27 protein-coding genes and 1 pseudogene are annotated in these 26,773 nt (G+C 56.2%); 12 read left to right on the top strand and 16 right to left on the bottom strand.

Going from position 1 to position 26,773, the window contains the following annotated elements:
* Nucleotides 1-34 precede the first annotated feature (34 nt).
* The 11 genes from B498_RS00570 to nfsA all read right to left on the bottom strand — a co-directional run bounded on the left by B498_RS00570 (nucleotide 35) and on the right by nfsA (nucleotide 10,711).
* Nucleotides 35-1,504: an ATP-binding protein gene (locus tag B498_RS00570; protein WP_008503451.1), complete on the bottom strand. Its 1,470-nt coding sequence runs from the start codon at nucleotides 1,502-1,504 to the stop codon at nucleotides 35-37.
* The gene (locus tag B498_RS00575) at nucleotides 1,488-2,195 is read right to left on the bottom strand and encodes a response regulator transcription factor (RefSeq protein WP_008503450.1); all 708 of its coding nucleotides are present in this window, start codon (nucleotides 2,193-2,195) and stop codon (nucleotides 1,488-1,490) included. The genes B498_RS00570 and B498_RS00575 overlap by 17 nt, the downstream gene beginning before the upstream one ends.
* A gap of 72 nt (nucleotides 2,196-2,267) precedes the next feature.
* A complete protein-coding gene (gene rlmC / locus B498_RS00580) occupies nucleotides 2,268-3,395 on the bottom strand; it encodes a 23S rRNA (uracil(747)-C(5))-methyltransferase RlmC (RefSeq protein ID WP_008503449.1) in 1,128 nt (375 codons plus the stop codon).
* A 40-nt stretch (nucleotides 3,396-3,435) separates the two neighbouring features.
* The gene (locus B498_RS00585) at nucleotides 3,436-3,909 is read right to left on the bottom strand and encodes a YbjO family protein (protein ID WP_008503448.1); all 474 of its coding nucleotides are present in this window, start codon (nucleotides 3,907-3,909) and stop codon (nucleotides 3,436-3,438) included.
* Between the two features lie 65 nt (nucleotides 3,910-3,974).
* Nucleotides 3,975-4,820, bottom strand: coding sequence for a putrescine ABC transporter permease PotI (gene potI, locus B498_RS00590; protein WP_008503447.1), 846 nt, complete (start codon nucleotides 4,818-4,820; stop codon nucleotides 3,975-3,977).
* Nucleotides 4,817-5,770, bottom strand: a complete 954-nt coding sequence (gene potH, locus B498_RS00595) for a putrescine ABC transporter permease PotH (protein WP_008503446.1) — start codon at nucleotides 5,768-5,770, stop codon at nucleotides 4,817-4,819. The genes potI and potH overlap by 4 nt, the downstream gene beginning before the upstream one ends.
* A 10-nt stretch (nucleotides 5,771-5,780) precedes the next feature.
* Nucleotides 5,781-6,914 (bottom strand): putrescine ABC transporter ATP-binding subunit PotG, encoded by a 1,134-nt coding sequence (gene potG / locus B498_RS00600; RefSeq protein ID WP_008503445.1) that lies wholly within the window; start codon nucleotides 6,912-6,914, stop codon nucleotides 5,781-5,783.
* Nucleotides 6,915-7,012: 98 nt separating this feature from the next.
* A complete protein-coding gene (potF, locus tag B498_RS00605; RefSeq protein WP_008503444.1) occupies nucleotides 7,013-8,125 on the bottom strand; it encodes a spermidine/putrescine ABC transporter substrate-binding protein PotF in 1,113 nt (370 codons plus the stop codon).
* A 351-nt stretch (nucleotides 8,126-8,476) separates the two neighbouring features.
* Nucleotides 8,477-8,953 (bottom strand): YbjN domain-containing protein, encoded by a 477-nt coding sequence (locus tag B498_RS00610; protein WP_003858385.1) that lies wholly within the window; start codon nucleotides 8,951-8,953, stop codon nucleotides 8,477-8,479.
* A 63-nt stretch (nucleotides 8,954-9,016) separates the two neighbouring features.
* Nucleotides 9,017-9,919 (bottom strand): 30S ribosomal protein S6--L-glutamate ligase, encoded by a 903-nt coding sequence (gene rimK / locus B498_RS00615; protein WP_032623133.1) that lies wholly within the window; start codon nucleotides 9,917-9,919, stop codon nucleotides 9,017-9,019.
* Nucleotides 9,920-9,988: 69 nt separating this feature from the next.
* Entirely contained in the window at nucleotides 9,989-10,711 is a 723-nt protein-coding gene (gene nfsA / locus B498_RS00620) for a nitroreductase NfsA (RefSeq protein ID WP_008503442.1), read from the bottom strand.
* A gap of 185 nt (nucleotides 10,712-10,896) precedes the next feature.
* On the opposite strand from nfsA, the gene B498_RS00625 reads away from it, so the two are divergent.
* Nucleotides 10,897-11,166 carry a GrxA family glutaredoxin gene (locus B498_RS00625; protein WP_006809455.1) on the top strand — a complete coding sequence of 90 codons (270 nt, stop codon included), beginning with the start codon at nucleotides 10,897-10,899 and terminating at the stop codon, nucleotides 11,164-11,166.
* A gap of 35 nt (nucleotides 11,167-11,201) precedes the next feature.
* On the opposite strand, the gene B498_RS00630 is transcribed toward B498_RS00625, so the two are convergent.
* Nucleotides 11,202-11,576 carry an inner membrane protein YbjM gene (locus B498_RS00630; RefSeq protein WP_025912901.1) on the bottom strand — a complete coding sequence of 125 codons (375 nt, stop codon included), beginning with the start codon at nucleotides 11,574-11,576 and terminating at the stop codon, nucleotides 11,202-11,204.
* A gap of 273 nt (nucleotides 11,577-11,849) precedes the next feature.
* On the opposite strand from B498_RS00630, the gene B498_RS00635 reads away from it, so the two are divergent.
* Nucleotides 11,850-13,535 carry an aspartate:alanine antiporter gene (locus tag B498_RS00635; protein ID WP_008503440.1) on the top strand — a complete coding sequence of 562 codons (1,686 nt, stop codon included), beginning with the start codon at nucleotides 11,850-11,852 and terminating at the stop codon, nucleotides 13,533-13,535.
* Nucleotides 13,536-14,260: 725 nt separating this feature from the next.
* Nucleotides 14,261-14,599, top strand: a complete 339-nt coding sequence (locus B498_RS23445; RefSeq protein ID WP_324252043.1) for a GIY-YIG nuclease family protein — start codon at nucleotides 14,261-14,263, stop codon at nucleotides 14,597-14,599.
* A 259-nt stretch (nucleotides 14,600-14,858) separates the two neighbouring features.
* Here B498_RS23445 and B498_RS23540 read toward each other — a convergent pair.
* A pseudogene (locus tag B498_RS23540) lies at nucleotides 14,859-14,915 on the bottom strand (ogr/Delta-like zinc finger family protein); the annotation flags it as partial.
* Between the two features lie 227 nt (nucleotides 14,916-15,142).
* Here B498_RS23540 and B498_RS0121770 point away from each other — a divergent pair.
* The 4 genes from B498_RS0121770 to arsC all read left to right on the top strand — a co-directional run bounded on the left by B498_RS0121770 (nucleotide 15,143) and on the right by arsC (nucleotide 18,755).
* Nucleotides 15,143-15,754, top strand: a complete 612-nt coding sequence (locus B498_RS0121770; RefSeq protein WP_008503439.1) for a DUF6216 family protein — start codon at nucleotides 15,143-15,145, stop codon at nucleotides 15,752-15,754.
* A gap of 906 nt (nucleotides 15,755-16,660) precedes the next feature.
* Nucleotides 16,661-16,981 (top strand): metalloregulator ArsR/SmtB family transcription factor, encoded by a 321-nt coding sequence (locus B498_RS00640; RefSeq protein ID WP_008503437.1) that lies wholly within the window; start codon nucleotides 16,661-16,663, stop codon nucleotides 16,979-16,981.
* Between the two features lie 40 nt (nucleotides 16,982-17,021).
* Nucleotides 17,022-18,311 carry an arsenic transporter gene (locus B498_RS00645; RefSeq protein WP_008503436.1) on the top strand — a complete coding sequence of 430 codons (1,290 nt, stop codon included), beginning with the start codon at nucleotides 17,022-17,024 and terminating at the stop codon, nucleotides 18,309-18,311.
* Nucleotides 18,312-18,323: 12 nt separating this feature from the next.
* On the top strand, nucleotides 18,324-18,755 hold the full coding sequence (gene arsC, locus B498_RS00650) for a glutaredoxin-dependent arsenate reductase (RefSeq protein ID WP_008503435.1): 432 nt from the start codon (nucleotides 18,324-18,326) through the stop codon (nucleotides 18,753-18,755).
* A 69-nt stretch (nucleotides 18,756-18,824) separates the two neighbouring features.
* On the opposite strand, the gene B498_RS00655 is transcribed toward arsC, so the two are convergent.
* On the bottom strand, nucleotides 18,825-20,282 hold the full coding sequence (locus B498_RS00655) for a diguanylate cyclase (RefSeq protein WP_237716812.1): 1,458 nt from the start codon (nucleotides 20,280-20,282) through the stop codon (nucleotides 18,825-18,827).
* Nucleotides 20,283-20,446: 164 nt separating this feature from the next.
* A complete protein-coding gene (locus tag B498_RS00660; RefSeq protein WP_008503433.1) occupies nucleotides 20,447-21,010 on the bottom strand; it encodes a TetR/AcrR family transcriptional regulator in 564 nt (187 codons plus the stop codon).
* An 81-nt stretch (nucleotides 21,011-21,091) separates the two neighbouring features.
* Here B498_RS00660 and B498_RS00665 point away from each other — a divergent pair, with 81 nt between their 5' ends.
* A complete protein-coding gene (locus tag B498_RS00665) occupies nucleotides 21,092-22,306 on the top strand; it encodes an MFS transporter (protein ID WP_008503432.1) in 1,215 nt (404 codons plus the stop codon).
* Nucleotides 22,296-23,108, top strand: coding sequence for a Cof-type HAD-IIB family hydrolase (locus tag B498_RS00670; protein WP_008503431.1), 813 nt, complete (start codon nucleotides 22,296-22,298; stop codon nucleotides 23,106-23,108). The genes B498_RS00665 and B498_RS00670 overlap by 11 nt, the downstream gene beginning before the upstream one ends.
* A gap of 59 nt (nucleotides 23,109-23,167) precedes the next feature.
* Here the strand turns inward: B498_RS00670 and B498_RS00675 are convergent, their stop codons facing one another.
* The gene (locus tag B498_RS00675) at nucleotides 23,168-24,400 is read right to left on the bottom strand and encodes an MFS transporter (RefSeq protein ID WP_008503430.1); all 1,233 of its coding nucleotides are present in this window, start codon (nucleotides 24,398-24,400) and stop codon (nucleotides 23,168-23,170) included.
* 168 nt (nucleotides 24,401-24,568) lie between these two features.
* On the opposite strand from B498_RS00675, the gene B498_RS00680 reads away from it, so the two are divergent.
* The 3 genes from B498_RS00680 (at nucleotide 24,569) to deoR (ending at nucleotide 26,739) form a co-directional block, all read left to right on the top strand.
* Nucleotides 24,569-25,297 (top strand): phosphatase PAP2 family protein, encoded by a 729-nt coding sequence (locus B498_RS00680; protein WP_008503429.1) that lies wholly within the window; start codon nucleotides 24,569-24,571, stop codon nucleotides 25,295-25,297.
* A gap of 7 nt (nucleotides 25,298-25,304) precedes the next feature.
* Nucleotides 25,305-25,913 (top strand): undecaprenyl-diphosphate phosphatase, encoded by a 609-nt coding sequence (ybjG, locus tag B498_RS00685; protein WP_008503428.1) that lies wholly within the window; start codon nucleotides 25,305-25,307, stop codon nucleotides 25,911-25,913.
* Between the two features lie 67 nt (nucleotides 25,914-25,980).
* Complete coding sequence (deoR, locus tag B498_RS00690) at nucleotides 25,981-26,739, top strand: DNA-binding transcriptional repressor DeoR (RefSeq protein ID WP_008503427.1); 759 nt, start codon at nucleotides 25,981-25,983, stop codon at nucleotides 26,737-26,739.
* Nucleotides 26,740-26,773 lie beyond the last annotated feature (34 nt).

The raw sequence follows: 26,773 nt of genomic DNA, 5'->3' as shown, positions 1-26,773 counted from the left end.
AGGCCGGGTAAGCGCAGCGCCACCCGGCACTCTCTCACAGCGGCACAAAGAACCTGAACCGCGCCCCGCTCGCCGACTCCATCAGCCTGATCCCGCCGCCGTGCAGCTCCAGCATCCGTTTCACGATTAACAGCCCCAACCCGCCGCGATTCTCCCGCGATGCCTGGGTGTTGAGCGCCGACGGCCGCTGGAACAGATCGTCGCGCAGCGAGGCATCCACGCCCGCGCCGCTGTCGGACACTTCGACCTGCAGCTGTTCATTTTCCTGCCACACCGCCAGGCGAATTTCTCCGCCGCCAGGCGTATGGCGCATCGCGTTATCCAGCAGGTTGGTCACCACGCGTTCAATCATCGACACATCGGCGTTTACCATCGGCAGCGGCCCCGGCACGTCAATATGCAGATTGACCTCGCGCGTGCGGGCCGTGAGCTCAAACTTCTGCGCCACGTCGGAAATCAGCTCCGCCATTGCGAACCGCTCGCGCTGGGGTTTAATACCGCCGTGTTCAAGGCGCGCCAGCTCAAACAGCTGCTGCGAAAGATGCCGGACTTTTTGCCCCTGACGCAGCGCGGTGGCGAGATACTGCTGGTGCTCCTGCGGCGTCAGGGTGGCGGATTTGAGCGACAGGGTTTCGAGATAGCCCAGCAGCGAGGTGAGCGGCGTGCGGAGATCGTGCGAAATATTGGCGATAAACTCACGACGCTGACGATCGCTGTCGGCCAGCCGATCCCACTGTTGGGTGATTTTGCGCGCCAGCTCGATAAAGCTGTTGCGCAGGATCGCCACTTCATCTTTTGCCGCCGCGTCCGGCGTCTGTCCCGCCAGCAGCCTGATGGCGCTTATGCTGTCCTGCTCCAGCCCGGCGACCGCCACCGTCAGCTGTTTGACCGGGCGCGTGACCCAGTACCAGACCAGCAGCCCTGCCAGCAGCCCAAACAGCGCGACCCACAGCAGCGACCACAGGACGGTACTCCACAGCGCCTTGTGCCAAGCCATTTCCGCCAGGGCGTTTGACTCCTCGCCCTGCAAAATAATGTACAGATAGCCTTTTAGCTCGCCGTCCTGCCGCAGCGGCGTAGCGCTAAAGACTTTTTGATTTTGACTGCGCGGATCGTCGCCCAGTACCGGCATGGCCGTGCCGCTCAGGAAGCTCTGCACCGGCGCCAGGTCGATTTTTTGCCGCTGAATATGGCCCGGCGGGGCAGCGTCGGCGAGGATATCGCCGTCCGGGGAGACAACGTAGAGCTCAACGCTCGGATTAAAGGTCATCAGCCGGCCAAAAAGCGGTTTCAGCGCGCTGCGGTCGACCCTGCCCTGCGCATCCAGAATCGGTTCGCGCTGGACGATCTGCTGCGCCAGCCCGCCCGATAACCGCTGCACCATCGCATTACCGTACTGCATGCTGCTGTAGAGCTGTACCGCGCAGGCGACGGCGGCGCAGAGCATCATCAGCAGGATGAAGAGCAGCGTCAGGCGCTGGCTCAGGCTAAAGCGACGCATCATGCTGCGGCTCCGCAAATTTGTAGCCCTTGCCCCAGACGGTGCGAATGATCTCCGGCTCGGCGGCGTCCTTCTCTATCTTGATGCGCAGGCGGTTGATATGGGTGTTGACGGTATGCTCGTAGCCTTCGTGCTGGTAGCCCCAGACCTGCTCCAGCAGCGCCAGACGGGAGAACACCTCGCCGGGATGACGGGCAAAGAAGTAGAGCAGCTCGAACTCGCGCGGGGTGAGGTCCACCACCTGGCCGTGAAGCAGCACGCTGCGCGCCAGCGGATCGATGGTCAGCCCGTGCGCCTGAATATGTCCGTCAGCTTGCGCCTGCCCCATCGCCTGCTGGCGACGAAACAGCGCTTTGATCCGCGCAATCAGCTCCTGCACGGAGAACGGTTTTGCCAGATAGTCATCGGCGCCGGTTTCCAGCCCGGTAATGCGGTCGGTTTCGCTGCTGCGGGCGCTGATGATGATCACCGGCAGGTAGCGCGTCATCTGACGGATGCGGCGGCAAATCTCCAGACCGTCAACGTTGGGCAGCATCAGGTCGAGGATCACCGCATCCCACGTCTGGGCGTCAAGACGCTGTAAGGCGTTGCCCCCGTCGGGCTCGTGGGTGATGGCGTAGCCTTCGTCTTCTAAATTGAGTCGCAGAAGCGCCGCGATATCGTGGTCGTCTTCTACCAGCAGGATCTGCTTCATGGGTAAGCCTTCATTCATTTCTTATGACGTAAGCTTACCTGATTTCGCAGGGATGAAGAGTTCACATTTTGTTTAAGATTTTACGAGCAACGTCAACACTTCATAATGCGCGGTGTGCGGGAACATATCGAAAAGCTGAACGCGTTCAACGCGATAGCCCGGCAGTTGAGCGATGTCTTTCGCCATGGTCTGCGCGTTGCAGCTGGAATAGATGATGTATTCCGGCGCCATCTGGCTCAGGTAGTCGCATAGCGCATTCCCGATGCCGCGGCGCGGCGGGTTAACCAGCACCAGTTCCGGCACGTTGCCCTGGCCGGTGGCGAACTGCGTGGAGTCGAGCGCCTGGAAGCGCAGATTCGTTAACCCCAGCTCAGAGGCAGACTGCTTCGCGCAGGCAATCGCTTCGGCAGAGATCTCAATCCCGGTGAGCTGCATCTCCGGCGTGGCGCAGTGCAGGCCAAACCCGCCCACGCCGCAGAACAGATCCCACATATGGTGAACGTTCAACGCACGCACCCAGTCGCGGGCGGTGGCGTACAGGCTGCTTGCCACGGTCGGGTTGGTCTGGAAGAAGCTTTGCGGGCGGATCCACAGCGGCACGCCGTTGAAGCGCTCCGCCAGCGCGTGCTGGTCGGTGAAGAAAATCTCTTTCTCCCCTTCCATGATCGCCATATGCACCGGCTGAATGTTCGCCGTAATGACCTTCAGCTGCGGAAGCTGCGCCTGCAACCAAGGCAGGGCCGCGCGCAGCTGCTCAAGCTTAGTTTCAGAGCGCAGCACGAAGCGCAGCATCATGCCGCCGTCGATCTGGCTTTCCGTCAGCAGAAGGTATTTCAGCTCGCCGCGCTTGCGGGCCACGTTATAGGGCGTTAACCCTGCCCGGGCAATAAACGGCTTGAGTGCGGCAAAGACCGGTGCAAAGGAGTCAGGATACAGCGGGCAGTCGGTTAAGTCTTCCGGCGTGCCGTCGCGGTGCAGCATCCCCAGCAGCGGTTTTTCTACGCTGCCGCTGACCACCATTTTGGCTTTATTGCGAAAACCCTGTTCCGGGCCGCTGACGGGTGCGCACCACTCGCCCACCGCGTGTGCTGCCAGCAGCTGTTGCAGGTCGGCCATTTTGGCGGTGAGTTGTTGAGAGACCGGCTGTTCTATCCACTGACAGGAGCGGCAGCGTCCGGCGTCATAGAGTGCGCACTGCATATGAAAACCTTAAGAATCACGAGGGCTGCGATTATACACATTATTGCAGGCGGAAGAACCGCCGACTGGAGGCCGGAACGAAGAGGAGACAGAGCACCAGCATATCCGGCAGCTTTTGCATAAACAGCGCGCGCAGGATCTCACGTTTGGATTCACCGGCAATGCTGAACAGCTCCGGGTAGCCGTAGCCCAGCGAGGCGGCCCACAGATAGCTCGCCGCGGTAATCTGCGTCAGCATATAGACCCAGCGCGCCCAGTTGCGCCCTTTGACCAGCGAAAACGCGCAGTAAATCTCGATAAACACCAGCACCAGGCTGCTCAAAAAGACCAGCGTCAGATTCCACGTCTGCACGCTGCGGTGAATGAATTCACCGATGCCGCGCACGCCCAGGGTGTTTAAAATCATCAGCACGTCCAGGCAGCGGATCATAATAATGGCGAGCGCCGCCACCTGAACCAGTGCAGGTACGTTAGGACGCGCGTGCGTAATACGTGGTTTTTTTAATAATCCCAATGTTTTACTTCCCTGAAAAACAGTGCCGCGTCATGCGCGGCACATCACTGGAAATTTTAAATCCTTCAGCCGCGTCTTGCACGCTGGATATCGCGCACGCGCTGTTTTTCCGCGCGCGCCATCAAATACCAGGCGATAAATCCGACAATTCCGACCACGCCGAGGATGATAGAGGCCAGGGCGTTAATCTCCGGGTTGACCCCCATGCGCACGCTGGAGAAGACCAGCATCGGCAGCGTCGTCGCCCCCGGGCCGGAAACAAAGCTGGCGATCACCAGATCGTCGAGCGACAGGGTAAACGCCAGCAGCCAGCCAGAGATCACCGCCGGCATAATCATCGGCAGCGTGATGATGAAAAAGACCTTCAGCGGCGTCGCGCCGAGATCCATCGCCGCCTCTTCAATGGAGCGATCCAGCTCGCGCAGGCGCGAGGCGATCACCACCGCGACATAGGCGGTACAGAAGGTGACGTGCGCCAGCCAGATGGTGAGCATCCCGCGATCCGCCGGCCAGCCGATGGCGTGCGCCAGGGCCACGAACAGCAGCAGCAGCGCGAGACCGGTGATCACGTCCGGCATAACCAGCGGGGCGGTGATCATAAAGGCGAAGCCGTTCGAACCGCGAAAACGCCCGAAGCGCACCATCACCAGCGCGGCGATCGTGCCCAGCACGGACGCCATGGTCGCCGCCAGCGCCGCAATGGTCAGGCTCAGCCCCACCGCGCTCATCATCGCATCATCGTGGAACAGCTCGCTGTACCAGCGCGTCGACCAGCCGGCCCAGACCGTCACCAGTTTGGAGCTGTTAAACGAGTAGATCACCAGCATCAGCATCGGCGCATACAGGAAGGTAAAGCCGATGACCAGGATCGCAATTCGCCACGGGGAGCGCACTACCGGTAAGTTGTTCATCCGCGATCTCCCATCTGTTTCTGCTGATGCTTGTGGAACCACATGATCGGCACGATCAGCAGCAGCAGCATGATAATCGCCACCGCCGACGCCACCGGCCAGTCGCGGTTATTGAAGAACTCCTGCCACAGCACGCGGCCAATCATGATGCTGTCTGGCCCGCCGAGCAGTTCCGGGATCACAAACTCCCCCACCGCCGGGATAAAGACCAGCATCGACCCGGCGATAATGCCGCCTTTGGTCAGCGGGACAATGACGCTGAAGAAGGTTTTTAACGGACGGGCACCGAGATCGAGCGACGCTTCCACCAGCGAGTAGTCGATACGCGTCAGCGCCGTGTAGATCGGCAGCACCATAAACGGCAGATAGGCGTACACAATGCCAATATAGACCGCGAGATTGGTGTGCAGGATCGTCAGCGGCTGATCGATAACGCCTAACCACATCAGAAAATTGTTCAGCACGCCGTTGTTTTTCAGGATCCCCATCCACGCGTAAACGCGGATCAGGAACGAGGTCCACGACGGCAGGATCACCAGCAGCAGCAGGATGTTTCGCGTCGACGGCTTGCTGTGCGCCACCGCCCACGCCAGCGGATAGCCCATCACCAGACAGCAGAGCGTCGAGATCGCCGCCACCTGCAGCGACTGCAGATAGGCTTCGAAATAGAGCGGATCGTCGGTGAGCTGCAGGAAGTTACCCAGGTTTAAGGTCAGCGTCAGCTGCCCGTCGGCCCAGTCCAACAGGTTGGTGTAAGGCGGGATCGCCCGCGCCATTTCCGCCAGGCTTATCTTGAAAACAATCAGGAACGGCAGCAGGAACAGCAGGATCAGCCACACGTATGGCATGGCGATCACCAGCTTGCGGCCGTGCTTCATCTGCATGCGCGTCAGCCAGTGGGCAAAGCCGCCCGGCTTTTCGACGCGGGCTGGAGGTTCAAGTGTACTCATTGGCCGCTCCTTATACCGTCAGCACAACGCAACTGTCTGCATCCCAACACAGGCGCACTTCGTCGCCCCAGGTCGGCTGCCCCTTGCGGTAGCGATGTTCGTTTTGTAACTGTGCGCTGAGCATCTGCCCGCTTTTCAGGCGCACGTGGTAGATGGAGAGATCGCCCAGATAGGCAATGTGCACCACTTCGCCCACGGCAAAGTTATAGCCATCGGCAGGCGGATCCTCACAGAGCATGATCTTCTCCGGACGCAGCGCGACGTAAACCGGCACGTTATCCACCACCGAGTTATCCGGATCGACCTTAAGCGGATGCTGCAGCCCCGGCGATTCGATGACCAGACCGTCTTCCTGACGATCTTTCAGCAGCCCCTCGAAGACGTTAACCGAGCCGATGAACTCCGCGCTGTAGCGGGTGGTCGGATGCTCATAAATCTCTTCCGGCTCGCCAATCTGAACGAACTTCCCGCGGTTCATGATGGCGATACGTCCGGCCATGGTCATGGCCTCTTCCTGGTCGTGGGTGACCATCACGCAGGTCACGCCCACGCGCTCGAGGATATCGACCACTTCAAGCTGCATACGGTCGCGCAGCTTTTTATCCAGCGCGCCCATCGGCTCATCAAGCAGCAGCAGTTTCGGGCGTTTTGCCAGGCTGCGGGCCAGGGCCACGCGCTGGCGCTGGCCGCCGGAGAGCTGGTGCGGCTTACGCTTGGCGAACTCCTGCATGTGCACCAGGCTCAGCATCTCGGCCACGCGCGCGGTAATTTCAGCCTTCGGCAGCTTATCCTGCTTCAGGCCAAAGGCGATGTTCTGCTCCACCGTCATATGCGGGAACAGCGCGTAGGACTGGAACATCATGTTGATCGGGCGCTGATACGGCGGCACGCTGGAGAGATCCACGCCGTCGAGCACGATCTGCCCGGCGGTGGGCTGTTCAAAACCGGCCAGCATACGCAGCAGGGTCGATTTACCACAGCCAGAGGCCCCCAGAAGGGCAAAAATTTCGCCTTTATAGATCGTCAGGCTGACGTCGTCCACGGCATGCTGGCCATCGAAAGATTTGGTGAGGTTACGAATTTCAAGCAGCGGGGTCAGCGCTTTACGGATTTTCGCCTGCGGGCGGGGGATCGCGTCATTCACGGGGTGTTCTCCGGTAGAGATCAAATCATGGTGCAGGCGCACCAGAACGGTGCGCCTGTTGCCGGGGGCGCTTCGCTTGCCCGGCCTGTGACAAAGGGTTATTTACCGCTTTTCACCTTGGTCCACGCGCGGGTACGCACGCGGTCAATTTTTGGATCCTGAACTTTCAGGGTGAAGAGCTTGGCGAACACATCCGCTGGCGGATAGATAGCCGGGTTATTACGGATTTCTTCGCTCACCAGCGGCACGGAGGCCTTGTTACCGTTCGCATAGTAAACGTGGTCGCTGATGTGGGCGATCACCTCAGGACGCATCAGGTAGTTGAGGAACTGATAGGCTTCGTCTTTGTTTTTCGCATCAGCCGGCATCGCGAAGACGTCGAAGAACGCCAGCGCCCCCTCTTTCGGAATGAAGTAGGAGACGTTCACGCCGTTTTTCGCTTCTTTCGCGCGGTTTGCCGCCTGCCATACGTCCCCTGCCCAGCCGATCGCGACGCAGATGTCGCCGTTCGCCAGGTCGTTAATGTACTGGGACGAGTGGAAGTAGCGAATGTTTGGACGCAGCTTCAGCAGCAGATCGGTCGCCGGGCCGGTGTAATCATCGGCCTTATTGCTGTTCGGATCTTTGCCCAGATAGTTCAGCACGGTCGCGAAAATCTCTTCCGGCGCATCGAGGAAGGAGACGCCGCAGCTTTTCAGCTTCTCGAGGTTTTCCGGCTTCAGCACCACGTCCCAGCTGTCCAGCTTCACGTCCGGGCCCAGCGCGGCTTTGACTTTATCCACGTTGTAGCCGATACCGGTGGTCGCCCAGAGATACGGCATCGCGTATTTGTTGTCCGGGTCGTGCTTAGCCACCAGCTTCAGCACTTCCGGATCGAGATTTTTCCAGTTCGGTAATTTGCTCTTATCCAGCGGCTGGAAGACGCCTGCCGTCAGCTGGCGCTCCAGGAAGCTTGCGGAAGGCACCACGAGGTCAAACCCGGTGCTGCCCGCCATCAGCTTTCCTTCCAGCACTTCGTTGGAATCGAACACGTCGTAGACGACTTTAATGCCGGTCTCTTTTTCAAAATTTGCCACCGTGTCCGGCGCAATATAGTCAGACCAGTTATAAACGTGCAGCGTTTTTTGTTCCGCAGCGAGCGTGCCGGCAGAGACGGCCATCAGAGCACCCGCAACCAGACCCGATAACCATTTTTTATTCAAGGCGATCATAGTGTTATTCCTTCTGAAAGCTCGTTAACAAACGAACTAAAACTGTGCAATCAGGATATATGCAAAAATCATGCATAGTTTGTCGCTCTGCTCAAAATAAAAAGAAACCTCTTTACCCGGCAGCTTCCGCTCGCTTTTTTAAGCATCGCAAGAATAACTGTAGCCCGTGTCCCCGGCTATAGCCCAGACGAAAAAACGCCTTTTATCAATTTTTTATGCAGGTTAAGTCTACGTGATAAGCCGAAACGGCCTTCAGGGAGGTGAAATATTCTTTAAAGAAAGGTTAAAAGCAGCAGAAAAAATGGCCTTCTGCAGCCGCTATGGCAGCGACTGCGCAAAAGTCAGACAGGCTTAGTGAAGAAAATTGGGAGATGCATCATTATTCTCTGCATCATCTTCCGCGCTATACAGCAGATGGTGTGCATTGGCTTCCATCATAACCATGGAAATTTGCTCTTCGCTCAAGCGCATAAACCAGGCGAACTGCTTGAACGACAGCCCTGCCCCGGAGAATAAAGACTGGCAAACGACCAGTTTTGGCAGATTATCATCCTGTATGTCGAGAAATGCCTTCACCGTCAAAGAACTGGCATTGATTGCCGACAGGTCGGAAGCCAGCGCCAGCAGCGCGGAGGGCTTCACTTCGGCCAGCGCGGAGAAAAGGATCACGTCGTTAATCAGATCGATTTTGGCATCGAAAATGCCGTCGAAATTCTGCATATGAGGCAGATGCAGCGCCTGGCAGGAATCACATTCGAAGAACGTAATTCCGGCATCATCAAGCCATTGACGTAACGTATCCAGTGTAGGTACGACCTGTAAATCCATCGCGATGCAGCCTCTTTAATAAAAACTTCGCATAGGGTACTTAAAAAGCGCGCGGTAATCCATTTAACCACCCGTTTTCAGACAGTAGCCCGGCGTCGCATGACGCTCGATCCATAAGATCATTTTACCCGCAATATCGACCCCTGTGGTTTTTTCCACACCTTCCAGCCCCGGCGAGGCGTTCACCTCCATGACCAGCGGCCCGCGCGTCGCGCGCAGAAGATCTACACCCGCCACGTCCAGCCCCAGGGTTTGCGCCGCTTTCACGGCAATTTCCCGTTCGCGATCGCTGATATCGGCAATTCTGGCAATGCCGCCGCGGTGAAGGTTAGAGCGGAAATCGCCCTCTTTGGCCTGACGTTCGATCGCCGCCACCACCTCGTTACCCACCACGAAGCAGCGAATATCGCGCCCTTTCGCCTCTTCGATATACTCCTGCACCAGAATGTGGGCATTGAGGCCCCGGAAGGCATCAATCACGCTCTCCGCCGCCTGACGGGTCTCCGCCAGCACCACGCCAATGCCCTGCGTGCCTTCCACCAGCTTGATCACCAAAGGCGCGCCGCCCACCATGTCGATCAGATCGCTGGTGTAGTCCGGGGAATGGGCAATCCCGGTGACGGGAAGATCGATCCCCTGACGGGCAAGAAGCTGCAGCGAGCGCAGCTTGTCCCGGGCGCGGGAAATGGCGACGGATTCGTTGAGCGGGTAGCTGCCCAGCATCTCGAACTGGCGCAGCGCGGCGGTGCCGTAATAGGTAATCTGGGAGCCGATGCGGGGGATCACCGCATCAAAGTGCGGCAGCTTGCGGCCTTTGTAGTGAATCGACGAGGCGGCCGGATCGATGTTCATATAGCAGGACATCGGGTCGAGGATTTCAACCTGATGCCCGCGTTTCGCCGCCGCTTCTCGCAGGCGCTTACATGAATAGAGCGTTCCATCCCGGGACAATATGGCAATTTTCACCCTGCACCTCTCTGAAGACATGGAAAAAGCCTGCGTATCATATACGCAGGCAGGCGCAGGATAAATGGACTATCGCGTCGCCCAGCCCTGTTTGTGCAGGTAATCAAGAATAAACGGGCGATTTTCTTTAATGATGGTGCGGCGAATATGGTCAGTCCAGGTGTCGCGGCGGTTATTACTGCCGCGCGTCATGTAGTAATTCGCCAGCTCTTCATCGTAGTGATTCAGGACGTCCTGATCGACCGGCTGGTAGTGGTTTTCATGCACCAGCATCGCCGCAGGAATGCGCGGCTTCAGATCCGGGTTATCCGCCGGCCAGCCAAGGCACAGGCCAAACAGCGGCAGCACGTGTTTTGGCAGCTTCAGCAGGTCGGTCACGCTTTGAATGTTGTTACGCAGGCCGCCAATGTAGACGCCGCCTAACCCCAGCGACTCCGCCGCCGTAAAGGCGTTTTGCGCCATCAGCGCGGTATCCACCACGCCCAGCAGCAGCTGTTCGGCCAGCCCCAGCTCGGCCTCAGGGCAGATCTGCAGGTGGCGGTTAAAGTCGGCGCAGAATACCCAGAACTCGGCTGCCTGAGCCACATGCTTCTGCCCGCCGGTCAGCGTCACCAGCTGTTCACGCATCGCCGGGTCGGTAATGCGGATAATGGAGCTGCACTGCAGGAAGCTGGAGCTGGAGGTCGCCCTTGCGCTGTTAATAATCGCTTCGCGCTGCGCATCGGTAATCGGCTCATCGGTGAAGTGACGAATGGAACGATGGGAAAGGAGCAGGTCTATGGTTGGCGTCATCTTGTCTCTCTTTGTCTTGCTTAAACCGTATGGCAGCCAGTATAGGCAATGATATGCGCGGTGTAATTGGCGAAACATAGCTCATAGATATTATAACGACAGGCGAAACCTTCTTTAATGACGACAGGTTATGGGGCACTATACGTGTCATTCGCCGTCAGGCTTGTTTTTTTGAGGAGAGAGAAATGTTTGCAGTTATTTTTGGTCGTCCAGGGTGCCCTTACTGTGTGCGCGCGAAAGAGCTGGCTGAGAAACTGACCGAAGAGCGCGATGACTTCAACTTCCGCTATGTGGACATCCACGCGGAAGGCATCACCAAAGCCGATCTGGAAAAAACTGTCGGTAAGCCGGTTGAAACCGTACCGCAGATCTTCCTCGATCAGAAACACATTGGCGGCTGCACCGACTTTGAAGCTTACGCCAAAGAGCACCTGGGCCTGTTTGCTGCCCAGTAATGAAATGAAAGGACGCCCTCACCGAGAGGGCGTTTTTATTTGTGGTGCCGTCGGTTATGAAGCAGACTGCGCACAAATAAGTAGCAGAGCGCGCCAAGGGCGCACCAGAAAACAGCGCTCATCAACCACGCCAGCTCCTGCCAGAAACTTCGCGTAGAGATATACAGCAAGCGCATCATCAGCAAACAGAGCGGCGCGGCCAGCATGGCGCCCAGCAGTGGCTTCACCACCTCCCCTTTACGGGAGAGAAAACTGGCAGCTGCCCCCGGCAGGGTAAAAAAGAGCAACCCGAGCTCCGGATGACCCGACGCCCTGAATGCCCCTTTCACGTTAAAAGCAAGCGACATGCATACGACCGTGAACAGCAAAAAGCAGCTGATCACCCCCGCCCAGTTTCGTTTCATATTCAACCTATCCTCCTGACTTATCTCTATCAAATACACTTTCGTCGGGTAGACGCCCAGTCAGATAAAGCAATGCGGCAATCCTTGCCAAAGTACGCACAGGGTGATGCGATAATCAGTAGCTGTCAGTAGCTAATGCGATTAAACTACACGCCAGCTAATGTTTTAGGGAATAAAGCAGGAAACAGGGAGCGTTAACGCTTTTCCCTGACCCAAAAAACAGTAGCCCAAAAAGTCCTTTCATTCAACAACTTACTGGTAAACAAGAAGTTAGCCTCCGTGAATATAAACGTCGCAGACTTGTTAAATGGGAATTACATCCTGTTATTATTTGTGGTACTGGCGCTGGGTCTTTGCCTGGGTAAATTGCGCCTGGGTTCGGTTCAACTCGGTAATTCCATTGGCGTTTTAGTCGTCTCCTTATTATTAGGCCAGCAGCACTTCAGCATTAACACGGACGCGCTCAACTTAGGTTTTATGCTGTTTATTTTTTGTGTTGGCGTGGAAGCGGGGCCGAACTTTTTTTCCATTTTCTTCCGCGACGGCAAAAATTATCTGATGCTGGCGCTGGTAATGGTCGGCAGCGCTCTGCTGATCGCGTTAGGGCTGGGTAAACTGTTTGGCTGGGATATCGGGCTAACGGCCGGTATGCTGGCAGGCTCGATGACCTCCACTCCGGTGCTGGTGGGTGCCGGTGATACCCTGCGCCACTCCGGTATGGCCGGGGAACAGCTCTCCACCGCCCTCGACCACCTGAGCCTGGGCTATGCCCTGACCTATCTGATTGGTCTGGTAAGCCTGATCGTTGGCGCACGCTACCTGCCAAAACTACAGCATCAGGATTTGCAGACCAGCGCCCAGCAAATCGCCCGCGAGCGCGGTCTGGATACCGACTCCAAACGTAAAGTTTATCTCCCGGTGATCCGCGCCTACCGCGTCGGGCCGGAGCTGGTGGCGTGGGCTGACGGCAAAAACCTGCGCGAACTGGGGATTTACCGCCAGACGGGCTGCTACATCGAACGTATCCGCCGCAACGGCATTCTGGCGAACCCGGACGGCGACGCGGTGCTGCAGATGGGCGACGACATCGCGCTGGTCGGTTACCCGGACGCCCACGCCCGTCTCGACCCGAGCTTCCGTAACGGCAAAGAGGTGTTCGACCGCGACCTGCTCGACATGCGCATCGTCACCGAAGAGATCGTGGTGAAAAACCATAACGCCGTGGGCCGCCGCCTGGCGCAGCTGAAGTTGACCGACCACGGCTGCTTCCTCAACCGCGTGATCCGCAGCCAGATTGAGATGCCTATCGACGACAACGTGGTGCTCAACAAAGGTGACGTGCTGCAGGTCAGCGGCGACGCGCGACGCGTAAAAACCGTGGCCGACCGCATCGGCTTTATCTCTATTCACAGCCAGGTCACCGACCTGCTGGCCTTCTGCGCCTTCTTTATCGTTGGCCTGATGATCGGGATGATCACCTTCCAGTTCAGCAACTTTAGCTTCGGCATCGGTAACGCCGCCGGGCTGCTGTTCGCCGGGATCATGCTGGGCTTCCTGCGAGCGAACCACCCGACCTTCGGTTACATTCCGCAGGGCGCGCTGAACATGGTGAAAGAGTTCGGTTTGATGGTCTTTATGGCGGGCGTGGGCTTAAGCGCGGGCAGCGGCATTGGCCACAGCCTGGGTGCCGTTGGCTGGCAGATGTTGGTTTCCGGACTTATCGTCAGCCTGGTGCCGGTGGTGATCTGCTTCCTGTTCGGCGCCTACGTGCTGCGCATGAACCGCGCCCTGCTCTTCGGGGCGATGATGGGGGCGCGTACCTGTGCGCCTGCTATGGAAATCATCAGCGACACCGCGCGCAGCAACATTCCGGCGCTGGGCTATGCGGGCACCTATGCTATCGCTAACGTACTGCTCACGCTGGCGGGTACGCTGATCATCATCATCTGGCCGGGGCTCGGATAACTCCTAAGAATGCGCGTGGCGGAAAATATTTTCGTTACGCGCAGAACTTTTTTATCAGGGGGCAGTCATAACTAGTGCCACTGCTTTTCTTTGATGTCCCCAATTTGTGGAGCCCATCAACCCCGCCGTTTTGGTTCAAGGTTGATGGGTTTTTTGTTGTCTGAAGTTCGTGCCTTGTGGCGAACAGCCATAGGCAAAGCCTTCCTACGCCGTTTCAATCGCATATAGCAGTTCAACCAGATCAACCGCACTTACATCATCCCAGCGAAGGTAGCTCGACAGAGAGCTTGTTCCCGAATCTTGCCCTAAAACGCGCTGGCATATTGCCTGGTGGTCAACGGATGCAGATACCCAGACAGCACCACTCTGCTGACAAAAGTAGGTCGAACCTTTCAACCCATCCCTTTGAATACGTTTCTTCCAGGTGTCTACCTGCTGTGTCGTTACTCTTAAACTCATCATTTCCCCTGAGTAAATCAAGCATTCCTACATGGTGATCAATAAAATATCAGGATGAATCAGCGTGGAAAATATACGTGTTTGATTTTTATCCTGACACAACATTCAGCAGAGCAGAAGCCATGCTTCATCCAACACCAGTTCCTGCTGTGAAAGATATCTATTTTTGGTGGTTTAAAGAAATCCCCCCCTGGTGTTCCAATTGAGGGATGCATTACTCAAGATGGATACACGTTGCTCTATGTCGGTATTTCACCCGATAAAAAATCAAACCTAATAGCCGCGCTAATCTTCGGCATCGCATCAAAACCCACTATAACGGTAACCCAGAAGGTTCAACACTCAGGCGCACACTGGAAGTTCTGCTTGTGGCGAAGAACAATTTCCCGCTCCGTCGTGTTGGTTCAGGCAAGAGAACGACATTTACTCATCCTAGCGAGCAATGGTTGGATCAATGGATGGAAAAGAATGCTAAGGTTTATTGGGTCGCAGATGAAGAACTTTGGGTGTTGGAAAAGACGTTGATTTCCAGCACTCCCTTACCATTAACCTTCAGGGGAAACAACCACGCCTTTACACCCATGCTCTCAGAAATGCTCAGTTAAGCCATGGCTGAAGCCAAAGTAATGGAGATCGCAGATGAAACAGGATCTAGCAGGAGTATAGTTGCAGAAATGATGAGGCAAGCTGTGGAAGTGGACTGAACCAAATATGAAATCCGCCGCTTTCTAAGCTAGTTCTTCACGATAATTTTGTTACATAAGCGGTGGGGAAGACTCAGTAAAAACAATGTTCCTGCATACCTTTGGGTATGAGTCGGTGATGCGCTGATCTTTTGCGGGCGGCAAACTTATCGAAAAAAGCCTAATGCGTCACGAAGGCATGCCCGCAATCGATATTAATGCACTGGTTGTACCGTTCCTATTTGGTATCAAAATCACCCTTTTTTCACACTACATATCCAGTTGTCCCGGTCCGCTTCGGTCAAAATCCCGGTGTGGATCATGTTGGAGAGAAGGCGTATGATTTTTGCGAATGGTACGTTCATTGCGGAATAATGACAACCACTAGCTGTTTTGTTATGTCTTGCAAATTGTGTCGTTGATGGTACAAATAGACTGAAGGATAAAAAGCTAACAGGAGGATGAATGAGCGTTATCAATCCAATAAGTTCTAATATATTTAATGCTGAATTATTAAACTCTCCAGCAGCGGCACTTGCAGCGTGGATATCCATCTTTGGAGCTGTTATAACCTTGCTCACAATCGTTGCCAGAGCATTATTCAAATATCGGAGGTCTCATGATTTAATACTTAAGAAATCCGGAATCCCAGCTTTTGTACTAAATTTCTTCTTTATTCGAATATCATTAAAAAAACTGCCTACTATCACATGGGTTGAAAAAACCGTAACCATTCTTTTTTCGCTTCTTTTTTTGTATTCTATTTATCTTTTTGGACCAGCGCTCATCCAAGCCATTAAGACTCCGCCAAATAGTACGATACTTTACTGGAAAAGTTCAGGCGAGTCATTTTACATATCAAATAAAATCGCGACTGCGGCTACAATTTTCTCCGTTCCTGACTGGGAAATTTCAAAGGATGATTGCACGCAACCATTCCCTTCTTATACAGAGAAATACAAGTCATTAACAATTGAACAAAAAGAAGATCTTTGTAAATTGCTAAACACTGATGAAGGAAAGACTTTCATTGATAAATCGATTAAGAAGTTCATCAAAGACAAAATTTTTATTTAATCCATTACTCCAATGGGCATGTTTATTTTATTATGGCTATCCATGGGCTTAATGCTCACCATTCACTATTCTAGAAAAGTTAGAAAATACATTCTAACGGAACAAAAAAATGCAATTCTTTGGGTAAATGGCGAATTCAAGGCAGAAGGTATTTATGCAATATATCAAGAGTTAGAACGATAGACACTTTTTTACACTCAACAATTGTCATGTGTATAAAGAACTTCCAGCTCCTTACGGCTTACACGATCACATAAGGCGTAATGTTGTTTCCATTCAATATACTGTAACACCCCGGCTAACTCAACGCTGAAAGAGTTCGCAGCAGCAGCTTTTTCAGCGGTTTGGTGGTACATCACGCGTTGTACCTGCGAGAACTGGAAATGATGTATTTTCTGGTGGAATCTGCGTTTATGCGCGCGGGCGTGCTAACCCAGCAATGGACTAATAGTCAAAGCCCTTATGATGCTTTTGACACGATCCTGAAACTTATGGACAGGCACTAATGTGCTTTCTCAAACGCTGGCTCAAATCTCAGAACCAGTTTTTCTTCTGGACCTATATACCCATCATCCTCACGTTCATTTTTGGCTATGTCCTTGACATTTATTTCCCTGAGATTAGCCAGGGATTCACCCTCCTGTTTTACTTGGTTACACTGGGGCTGGCTTATTGGATATGACATTGAGGACCATAAAATCTTCACGTTTACTAATAAGGAAATGTCTACACCCACACATTTCTGACTTGGAGACGAGAACCGCTCGCCAAACTAATTTTGTAAAAGCTTCTTTTAATCCGCTTCTGTATGAGCTTTTTCTGTCCTTCCTGCTTTTCCCTCTTCTCTCACCGGCCATTAATATATATGATTTAATGCATATGATAAATGACATTCAGGATGACCGAATGCTCCACCCACTCCACCTCTTCAAAACCCTCTCCGACGAAACGCGGCTCGCCATCGTCATGCTGCTCCGCGAAGCGGGCGAGCTGTGCGTCTGCGATCTCTGCGCCGCCACCGCCGAATCTCAGCCGAAAGTCTCCCGCCATATGGCGCTGCTGCGCGAGTCCGGGCTGGTGATCGACCGTCGCGAGGGTAAGTGGGTCCATTACCGTCTCTCTCCCAACATGCCTGCATGGGCGGCAGCCGTTATCGACACCAGCTGGAACTGCCTGCGGGAAGAGACGCGCATGAAGCTGAAAAACCGGCTTCCGGGTTCGTGCTAATCAAAACACATTCACAAAAACAGATATAACGGAGTAAGCGATGTTTCTGGCAGGGGCAATTTTTCTGTTTACGCTGGTGCTGGTCATCTGGCAGCCCAAAGGACTGAGTATCGGCTGGAGCGCGACTATTGGCGCCGCGCTGGCGCTGGCCAGCGGCGTGATTCACATTAACGATATTCCGGTAGTCTGGAATATCGTCTGGAACGCCACGGCAACGTTTATCGCCGTCATCATCATCAGCCTGCTGCTGGATGAGTCCGGCTTTTTCGAATGGGCGGCACTGCACGTTGCCCGCTGGGGAAACGGTCGCGGGCGATTGCTGTTTACCTGGATTATCCTGCTGGGCGCAGCCGTCGCAGCGCTGTTTGCTAATGACGGCGCGGCGCTGATCCTCACGCCTATCGTCATCGCCATGCTGCTGGCGCTGGGGTTCAGCAAACAGGCCACGCTGGCGTTTGTGATGGCGGCAGGTTTTATCGCCGATACCGCCAGCCTGCCGCTGATTGTCTCCAACCTGGTCAACATCGTGTCGGCGGACTTCTTCGCGCTGGGGTTCAGCGAGTACGCTTCGGTGATGATCCCGGTGGATATCGCCGCGATTGCCGCAACGCTGGTGATGCTGCACCTGTTCTTTCGCAAGGAAATTCCTCCAGAATATGACCTGGCGAAACTCCAGGAGCCTGCGCGGGCCATTCACGACCTCCCGACGTTCAGAACGGGCTGGATCGTCCTCCTTCTTCTGCTCGTCGGTTTCTTCGTACTTGAACCTCTCGGCATTCCGGTCAGCGCCATTGCGACCGTCGGCGCGCTGATTTTATTCGCTGTCGCAAAACGCGGACATGCGATAAATACCGGAAAAGTGCTGCGCGGCGCGCCGTGGCAGATTGTCATCTTCTCGCTGGGGATGTATCTGGTGGTGTATGGCCTGCGTAATGCCGGGCTGACGGACTCTCTCACAGGCGTACTGAATAGCCTGGCCGGACACGGGCTGTGGGCCACCACGCTGGGAACCGGGTTCATCACCGCGTTCCTGTCATCCATAATGAACAATATGCCCACGGTGCTGATTGGCGCGCTCTCCATTGACGGCAGCACAGCAACAGGGTTGATAAAGGACGCGATGATTTACGCCAACGTGATTGGCTGCGATCTGGGGCCAAAAATCACGCCTATTGGTAGTCTCGCCACCCTGCTCTGGCTTCACGTGCTGGCGCAGAAAAACATGACGATTACCTGGGGCGGCTATTTCCGGACGGGCATCATCATGACGCTGCCGGTCCTGTTTGTGACGCTCGCCGCCCTGGCGCTACGTCTCTCCTTCACACTGTAATGAGCCACTGATATGAGCCACATCACGATTTACCACAACCCCGCCTGCGGCACCTCGCGCAACACGCTGGAGATGATCCGCAACAGCGGCGCGGAGCCAGAGATTATTCTCTATCTGGAAACGCCACCGTCGCGCGATACGCTGACCGCCCTGATTGCCGATATGGGCATTTCGGTGCGCGATTTGCTGCGTAAAAACGTGGAGCACTATGAACAGCTCGGCCTGGCCGAAGACAGCTTCACCGACGACCAGCTTATCGATTTTATGCTGCAACACCCGATCCTGATTAACCGTCCGATTGTGGTGACGCCGCTGGGCACCCGCCTGTGCCGCCCGTCTGAAGTCGTCCTCGACATTCTGCCGGACGCGCAGAAAGGGGCGTTTACGAAAGAGGATGGCGAAGCGGTGGTGGACGCCAGCGGGAAGAATATCCTGAAAAAATAATCCATCCTCAGGTGGACGACAGGGCCAGCGCCCGGCGGGCCCTGAACGCCTGGAGAAAACAACCGCCCGCTAGCTCGCCACGCAGACCCGGTTGCGCCCCTCACGTTTTGCACGATAAAGCTCACGATCGGCTCGCGCCAGGGCTGACTGCATGCCATGTTCAATCTCCAGTTCATCCGGCGTCATGCATACGAGCCCCATGCTGGCGGTGAAGCGGATCGTCTGCCCGTTGAAGTCGACGTTCTGGCTGGCAAGGCTCATCCGTACGCGCTCGGCGATCTCAGCGGCCGTCTCCAGAGAGGTCTGCGGCATTGCCACGACAAACTCTTCCCCGCCGAAGCGGGCGACAATGTCGCTGCCTCTCACCAGTGCCGGAAGCGCGTTGCCAATATGCTTCAGCACCGCATCGCCGCCGTCATGGCCCCAGGTGTCGTTAATACGCTTGAAGAAATCCAGATCCATGCTCATCAGGCACAGGGGCTGCTGATGCCGACGGGCAAGATTGCAGGCCCGCAAAGACCACTCATCAAACTGGCGACGGTTTGCCAGCCCGGTGAGCGGATCGAGCCGCGCCTCCTGCTGGAAACGCGCCCGCTGCAGGGCGTTGACGTGGATGTAATGCATCAGAAACCACTGCGTAATGGAGATAACCAGAATCGCCAGCGCCGTCCACAGAGCCTGATAATACCAGCCGTGCAGCACGTCTTTTCTGGCCAGCCCGACGGCCAGCACCCATTTGCGTTCGTTGAGGTTAAGAAATACTCCCATACGTTCAACGCCATCAATCGGAGAGGTATATCGTTGGACCTGTGCGGTATCGCTTGCGTATTCCAGCAGCTTCGCGAGGCGCGGGTCGGAGGTGTTCAATTGCGAACCGTCATTCGCCCCCATACGGGCAAGCTGCACCGCATTGTCACGGTCAAGGACCGCCATCGCCCCACCCTGACCTAAATCGAAGCCCTGCGCTTCCATTTTGCGAAACATATCGTTCATGGTGTTACCATTGAAGAAACCCAACGCACCACCAAGAAAGCGACCATGTGCATCGCGCACTGCACGGAACATCACGAAGCCCAACATGTTTTTATCCGTGCCGTTGCTCTGCCAGTAAAACAAACTTTCGGTAACTTCATCCCGGCGAAAATCGGTAAACAGAGGGTGCTGCCGAAAGCTGGCCTGCGCAAGCGTAGTGGCGTCCAGAGCGCGCTCAAAAGGAAATAGCGCGCGGCTGCTGAGAAAATCACCGTCTTCATCAAAGACGACAACGCCATCCAGCCAGGCACGCTTGAGCTCCCCTTGCAGGAATGGCTGCGCGTTTTCAGGCGTGACCGTATGGTTGAGCAGAAAGGCATTCCCGATAAAGCGCATCTGGTAGCGCATCGCGTTAAGGCTGGTATCAAACTGCTGGGACTGGAGTATGGCGGTATTGCGAAGGATACGTGCAGCGTTATCCTCGACATAGCCGCGCTGGTAGAGCAGATGCCCAATCAGCAGACTTGCCTGAACCAAAATCAACAGTACTAACAACGCTCTCTTTTTTGCCAGACTGACCTGTACGAACCATGTACTTACTTTTTCACCCAACGCCAACCTCAACCACTGAACAGTAAATAACCACCGCGGTGGATAGTCACGTGTTCGGTCCGGATTGTCAACATGGATAAAAATCGTAATACATTGAAAAATATGAACTAATTTTCTTTATTTAACGGTGTAATGCCCGCAATCCTCCCCACCATCGCCCGAATCTCCTCCCGGCTTAACGGCGCCCGGTCGGTGACATAGTGCAGCGTCATCCCTTCGATAAACGCGTCCAGCGCGCGGGTGGTGACCGGGTCGAACCACTGCTCCAGCGTGGACTGGCTCATCTTCATCCAGTCCTGCATTACCGTTTTGAGCGCCGCGCTACGGTGCATAAAGGCGTAAAGCTGATACATCAGCGCCATGTTGTGCGGCGTGGTCACCTGCGAGCTGTGGATGAGGGTGGTGATGGATTCGCACGCCATTTCCGGCCCGGTGACGCCCGCGAAGAAATCCCGGTACTGCTGCGACATCTGGCGGGTAAACCACGTGAAGGCCTCCTCCAGCAGCGGCTCCATGCCGTCGAAATAGTAGGTCATCGACCCCAGCGGCACGCCCGCGCAGGTGGCGATTTTACGGTGCGTGACGGCGTGAATACCGTGTTCAGCAATGGTGTCGAGCGTCGCCTGCAGGATCTTCTCCCGGCGATGCGGATCGTTGGGTGGTCTGCTCATCAATTCCTCACCTGGTTTGTGTACAAATGTACACAAACTTGCTAGTGTTGTCGCTATTGTTGTACTTCTGGTGCTACCCCAATGACGCTGAACTCTCCCCGCAAAGCCCTGCAGCTCCGCATGTGGGCGCTGTTTATGTTCTTCTTTATTCCCGGCCTGCTGATGGCCTCTTGGGCCACGCGCACCCCCGCCATTCGCGATATTTTGTCCGTCTCTACCGCGGAAATGGGCATCGTGCTGTTCGGCCTGTCGATAGGCTCCATGAGCGGCATTCTCTGCTCCGCGTGGCTGGTAAAGCGCTTCGGTACGCGGGCGGTGATCCGCACCACCATGTGCTTCGCGGTGTTCGGGATGATGGTGCTGAGCGCGGCGCTGTGGTTTGCCTCACCGGTGCTGTTTGCCCTCGGGCTGACGGTGTTTGGCGGCAGCTTTGGTTCGGCGGAAGTGGCGATAAATGTGGAAGGAGCAGCGGTCGAACGCGAGATGAACAAAACCGTGCTGCCAATGATGCACGGCTTCTATAGCCTCGGCACGCTGGCCGGTGCGGGCGTGGGGATGGCGCTGACGGCCACTGGCGTGAGTGCGAATCTGCATATTCTGCTGGCGGCGCTGGTGTGCATCATTCCCATTCTGACCGGCATCCGGGCCATCCCGGACGGCACCGGTAAAAACCCCGCGGACGAACAGCATTCTGCCGAAAAAGGGCTGCCCTTCTACCGCGATTTCCAGCTGATGCTGATCGGCGTGGTGGTGCTGGCGATGGCGTTCGCGGAAGGCTCCGCCAACGACTGGCTGCCGCTGCTGATGGTGGACGGTCACGGCTTTAGCCCGACCTCCGGCTCGCTGATTTACGCCGGGTTTACGCTGGGGATGACCGTCGGGCGCTTCACCGGCGGCTGGTTTATTGACCGCTACAGCCGCGTGGCGGTAGTGCGCGCCAGCGCCCTGCTCGGCGGGCTGGGTATCGCGATGATCGTCTTTGTGGATGTGGACTGGATTGCCGGCGTCTCGGTGATCCTCTGGGGGCTGGGCGCGTCCCTCGGCTTCCCGCTGACCATCTCTGCCGCCAGCGATACCGGCCCGGATGCCCCGACGCGCGTCAGCGTGGTGGCAACCACGGGCTATCTCGCCTTCCTGGTCGGGCCGCCGCTGCTCGGCTTCCTCGGGGAGCACTACGGGCTGCGCAGCGCCATGCTGGTGGTGTTAGGGTTGGTCATCATCGCGGCGCTGGTGGCGCGCGCGGTGGCAAAGCCGGAAACGAATCAAACGACACTGGAGAAGGGATATGAGCGTTAAACTGATCGCCGTCGACATGGATGGCACATTCCTGAGTGATGCCAAGACCTACAATCGCCCGCGCTTTCTGGCGCAGTACGCGCGCATGAAGGCGCAAGGCATTCGCTTCGTGGTCGCCAGCGGCAACCAGTACTACCAGCTGATCTCCTTTTTCCCGGAGATTGCGCATGAAATTTCATTCGTCGCCGAAAACGGCGGCTGGGTCGTGAGTGAGGGTGAAGACGTCTTCAACGGTGAACTGTCGAAAGCCCATTTCGAGACCGTCGCGAACGTGTTAAACGACGTGCCGGGCATTGAGATCATCGCCTGCGGGAAGAGCAGCGCCTACACGCTCAAGTGCTATGACGAGGGCTTTAAGGCCATCGCGGCAAAGTACTATCACCGTCTGGAAATGGTCAGCGATTTCGGCAACCTGAACGATATTTTCTTCAAGTTCGGGCTTAACGTATCCGATGATGAAATTCCGCGTATTCAGGCGCTGCTGCATGAAAAACTCAGCGACATCATGGTGCCCGTCACCACCGGTCACGGCAGTATCGACCTGATTATCCCCGGCGTGCATAAGGCCAACGGCCTGCGGATCCTGCAGCAGCGCTGGGGGATAGAGAACAGCGACGTGGTGGCCTTCGGCGACAGCGGCAACGACGTGGAGATGCTGCGCCAGTCCGGGTTCAGCTTTGCGATGGCGAATGCCAGACCGCATATCAAAGCGGCGGCGCGTTTTGAAGCGCCGCACAATAACGAGGAAGGCGTGCTGGATGTGATTGAGAAGGTGTTGAACGGGGAGGCACCGTTTAATTAACACAGTGCGGTCTGGTGCTCTCACCCTAACCCTCTCCCACCGGGAGAGGGAATAAACAGTTAAGGCTGCAGGGCGTTTCCGACACGCTTGTCTTTCAGGAACACGACCATCAGGCCAACCCACAACACGCCGTTGGCGAGGTTAAACAGACTGAACAGCCCGTTGCCTCCCATCGCGTAGGCATGCTTGCTCACCTCGATACCGACGGTAAAAATCAGCATCTGCAGCATCCCCATCGCCGCGGAGACCGTACCTTTACTCATCTCGCTGGCAAACAGCGTCAGGCGCACCAGCCCGGCGTTCGCCACGCCAATACCGAAGGCGTAAATGCTGAGTCCTGCCGTCATCCACAGATAAGCGTGTGATGACGCAACGGTCGCAACCGCCGCCAGAATAAGCCCGGCTGCAATCGGCCAGCCGCCCATGATAATCAGTGAACGCACGGTGCGGCGTGAGGTCAGACGCGCCAGCACCAGGTTACCGATAATCAGCGCGCCAAAGATCGGCACCTGCAACAGGCCGTACTCGTAGCTGCTCAGCTTTTCACCGCTGATGATAATGACCGGTGACTGGGCAATCCACGCCAGCAGCGGCAGGCTAACGAACCCGGTCGCCAGCGCGCCCGCCACAAAGCGGCCATTCTTCAGCACTTCTTTGTAATCCCGACCCAGCTCTTTCAGCGAGAGTTTCTCGCCGATGCGGGTGGCGGTTTCCGGCATTGCCCGGTGCAGACCAAAGAACGCGATGGCGGCGAGAACCGCAAAGAGCACAAACATCCCTTCCCACGGCGCAACATGCACCCATGCGGCGCCTACCAGCGGCCCGAGCAAGGGAGCGATCAGCGCCACGTTCGCCATCAGCGCGGTAATTTTGATACACACCGCCTCTTCAAACGACTCCTGAATGGCGGCATACCCCACGGCGCCGATAAAGCACAGGCTCACCCCCTGCAGGAAACGCAGCAGGGTAAATTGTTCAATGTTTTGTGCCAGTAGCGTGGCAAGGCAGGTGACAATAAACCACACGACGCCCGTCAGCATCACCGGACGACGGCCAATACGATCCGACAGCGGGCCTAACAGCCACTGCAAAAACATGCCGCCGGCCAGATAGGCGGTCATGGAGGTCGGTACCCACTCGATGCCGGCGTTGTACTGCGCCACCACGGCCAGCATCCCGGGCTGGATCATATCGTTACCGATATAGGTAGAAAATTCGTAGAGCACCAGACACAGAGGGAAAAGCAACGCCTGACGACCCAGACGTGAACCTGAAGAAGAACGGTTTAACATGCAATCTCTTTATAATGACAAAATCGCGACGAGTGTAATGAAATGCCGCAGCCCGAGATAGTGATTTATCGAGGATAAACAGAAATAAAGCACATATCGTCTTCGTTTAAGGTTTCCTTAATTTGACAGATTTATGATAGCCCCATTACTCGTCAACGACCCCAAATTATGGCACTCACCTCCAACCGTTCAGAATTGTCTAAGTTACAGACAAATAAGACAAAACGCCTTTACCGCTTACCGGCCCGCTTTTATGGTAATCAGCTTTTCATACTGATAGCCCTTGCCGTGGTGTTTACGTGGCTATCGCGCAATGAAGCGCTCGACAGATGGGTAACCGGCTTCTGGTATGACGCGGCGACGCAGAGCTTCCCGCTGCAGAAAGACCACCTGCTGGATCTGCTCAACCATCGTCTGGCGAAGTACATCGCCATCGCCTTAGGCGCCGTGGCGCTGTTTTACGGCGCTTACAAGCGTAACGCAAGGCTGGTGACGGCGGCGCTGCTGATGGGCGTTGGCGCGCTGGTGGTGGGCCTGCTGAAAAGCATGAGCCATCACAGCTGCCCGTGGGACCTGGTGGAATATGGCGGTAAGGCTGTCTCTTATCCCCTATTTAGCGCCGTCCCTGCAGACAGCGGTCCGGGGCGCTGTTTCCCCGGCGGTCATGCCTCCAGCGGCTTTATGGTGATGGGGCTGTTTTTTGCCTTCTGGCGCGAGCGTCCGCGTCTCGCCTGGAGCTTCGTCGCGCTGGGCGTGGTGCTAGGTCTGGTGATGGGTTATGGCCAGATCATGCGCGGGGCACATTTTTTCTCTCACAACCTGTGGGCTGGGTGGTGGGTCTGGTTTTCTCAGGTGGTGGTCTACGGCCTTGTTTCCACCCGGTTTGCTAAAGAGTGATAACGCTATGCTAGAGAATCTGAATTATCAGCTGTTCTATCTGATCAATGCCACCCCGGCCTCGCCCGAGTGGATGATCGACTTTGCCACCTTTCTGGCAAAAGATCTGATCAGCATCGTGCCCGCGCTGGCCGCCATCCTCTGGCTGTGGGGACCTCGTAGCCAGGTGAAAGCGCAGCGCCAGCTGGTGATCAAAGTGGCGATGGCGCTGGGCGTGAGCGTTCTGGTGAGCTACATTCTGGGCCACGCATTCCCGCGCGATCGTCCGTTTGTCGATCACGTGGGCTATACCTTCCTGCACCATGCGCCAGATGACTCTTTCCCGAGCGATCACGGGACGGTGATCTTCACCTTCGCGCTGGCCTTCCTGTTCTGGCATCGCCTGTGGTCAGGTGCGGTGCTGATGGTGGTCGCGGTGGCCATCGCCTGGTCTCGCGTTTATCTGGGCGTCCACTGGCCGCTGGACATGGTGGGTGGCTTCCTGGTGGGGCTGATTGGCTGCGTGAGCGCGGCTATCCTGTGGAGCCTCATTGGTGAGGCGCTCTATAGCGGGCTCTCTACCCTCTATCGCGCCATTTTCGCTATCCCGATCCGCAAAGGCTGGATACGTGACTAACCCCGACCTGACAGGTTACACTTGAACCCCCGCCCTGCGGGGGTTCACTTTTTTATCCCGAGGAACTATGGAAACACGTCGCGATGACCGCATTGCTCAGCTGCTTCAGGCGCTGAAGCGCAGCGATAAGCTGCATCTTAAGGAAGCCGCCAACCTCCTCGGCGTCTCAGAGATGACCATTCGTCGGGATCTGAACAGCGAGAGCGCGCCCGTCGTGCTGCTGGGCGGATATATTGTGCTTGAGCCACGCAGCGCCAGCCATTATCTGATCAGCGACCAGAAGACACGCCTGGTGGAGGAGAAACGCAAAGCCGCGCGGCTTGCGGCCTCACTGGTACAGCCGCACCAGACGCTGTTTTTTGACTGCGGTACCACCACGCCGTGGATTATCGAAGCCATCGACAGCAGCATCCCTTTCACTGCCGTGTGCTACTCCCTGAACACCTTTCTGGCGCTTCAGGAGAAACCCGAGTGCCGGGTGATCCTCTGCGGCGGTGAGTTTCACGCCAGCAACGCGATCTTTAAGCCGCTCAACCTGCAGGACACGCTCAGCAATCTCTGCCCGGATATCGCGTTTTATTCTGCCGCGGGCGTCAATGTGCGTCAGGGGGCAACCTGCTTTAATCTGGAAGAATTACCGGTCAAGCACTGGGCGTTGAGCGCCGCGCAGTACCATGTGCTGGTGGTCGATCACAGCAAGTTTGGTAAGGTACGTTCGGCAAGAATGGGCGAGCTGGCGCAGTTCGATGCCATCGTCAGCGATTGCCGCCCGGACGACGAGATTGTGGCCCACGCGAAGGCGCAGCAGGTGAAGTTGATGTATTGAGGTTATGCCGGGTGGCGCTGCGCTTACCCGGCCT

Source organism: Enterobacter sp. SST3, assembly GCF_000286655.1.
Classification (GTDB): Bacteria; Pseudomonadota; Gammaproteobacteria; order Enterobacterales; family Enterobacteriaceae; genus Enterobacter; species Enterobacter roggenkampii.
Note: the sequence above shows the minus strand (reverse complement) of the source record. Positions and strands in the feature narration are given on the sequence as shown.

Coding starts and splice junctions, on each gene's coding strand:
- B498_RS00570 (WP_008503451.1), bottom strand. CDS start 1,504: ATGATGCGTCGCTTTAGCCTGAGCCAGCGCCTGACGCTGCTCTTCATC.
- B498_RS00575 (WP_008503450.1), bottom strand. CDS start 2,195: ATGAAGCAGATCCTGCTGGTAGAAGACGACCACGATATCGCGGCGCTT.
- rlmC (WP_008503449.1), bottom strand. CDS start 3,395: ATGCAGTGCGCACTCTATGACGCCGGACGCTGCCGCTCCTGTCAGTGG.
- potI (WP_008503447.1), bottom strand. CDS start 4,820: ATGAACAACTTACCGGTAGTGCGCTCCCCGTGGCGAATTGCGATCCTG.
- potH (WP_008503446.1), bottom strand. CDS start 5,770: ATGAGTACACTTGAACCTCCAGCCCGCGTCGAAAAGCCGGGCGGCTTT.
- potF (WP_008503444.1), bottom strand. CDS start 8,125: ATGATCGCCTTGAATAAAAAATGGTTATCGGGTCTGGTTGCGGGTGCT.
- B498_RS00610 (WP_003858385.1), bottom strand. CDS start 8,953: ATGGATTTACAGGTCGTACCTACACTGGATACGTTACGTCAATGGCTT.
- nfsA (WP_008503442.1), bottom strand. CDS start 10,711: ATGACGCCAACCATAGACCTGCTCCTTTCCCATCGTTCCATTCGTCAC.
- B498_RS00625 (WP_006809455.1), top strand. CDS start 10,897: ATGTTTGCAGTTATTTTTGGTCGTCCAGGGTGCCCTTACTGTGTGCGC.
- B498_RS0121770 (WP_008503439.1), top strand. CDS start 15,143: ATGAGCGTTATCAATCCAATAAGTTCTAATATATTTAATGCTGAATTA.
- B498_RS00640 (WP_008503437.1), top strand. CDS start 16,661: ATGCTCCACCCACTCCACCTCTTCAAAACCCTCTCCGACGAAACGCGG.
- B498_RS00645 (WP_008503436.1), top strand. CDS start 17,022: ATGTTTCTGGCAGGGGCAATTTTTCTGTTTACGCTGGTGCTGGTCATC.
- arsC (WP_008503435.1), top strand. CDS start 18,324: ATGAGCCACATCACGATTTACCACAACCCCGCCTGCGGCACCTCGCGC.
- B498_RS00660 (WP_008503433.1), bottom strand. CDS start 21,010: ATGAGCAGACCACCCAACGATCCGCATCGCCGGGAGAAGATCCTGCAG.
- B498_RS00665 (WP_008503432.1), top strand. CDS start 21,092: ATGACGCTGAACTCTCCCCGCAAAGCCCTGCAGCTCCGCATGTGGGCG.
- B498_RS00670 (WP_008503431.1), top strand. CDS start 22,296: ATGAGCGTTAAACTGATCGCCGTCGACATGGATGGCACATTCCTGAGT.
- B498_RS00675 (WP_008503430.1), bottom strand. CDS start 24,400: ATGTTAAACCGTTCTTCTTCAGGTTCACGTCTGGGTCGTCAGGCGTTG.
- B498_RS00680 (WP_008503429.1), top strand. CDS start 24,569: ATGGCACTCACCTCCAACCGTTCAGAATTGTCTAAGTTACAGACAAAT.
- ybjG (WP_008503428.1), top strand. CDS start 25,305: ATGCTAGAGAATCTGAATTATCAGCTGTTCTATCTGATCAATGCCACC.
- deoR (WP_008503427.1), top strand. CDS start 25,981: ATGGAAACACGTCGCGATGACCGCATTGCTCAGCTGCTTCAGGCGCTG.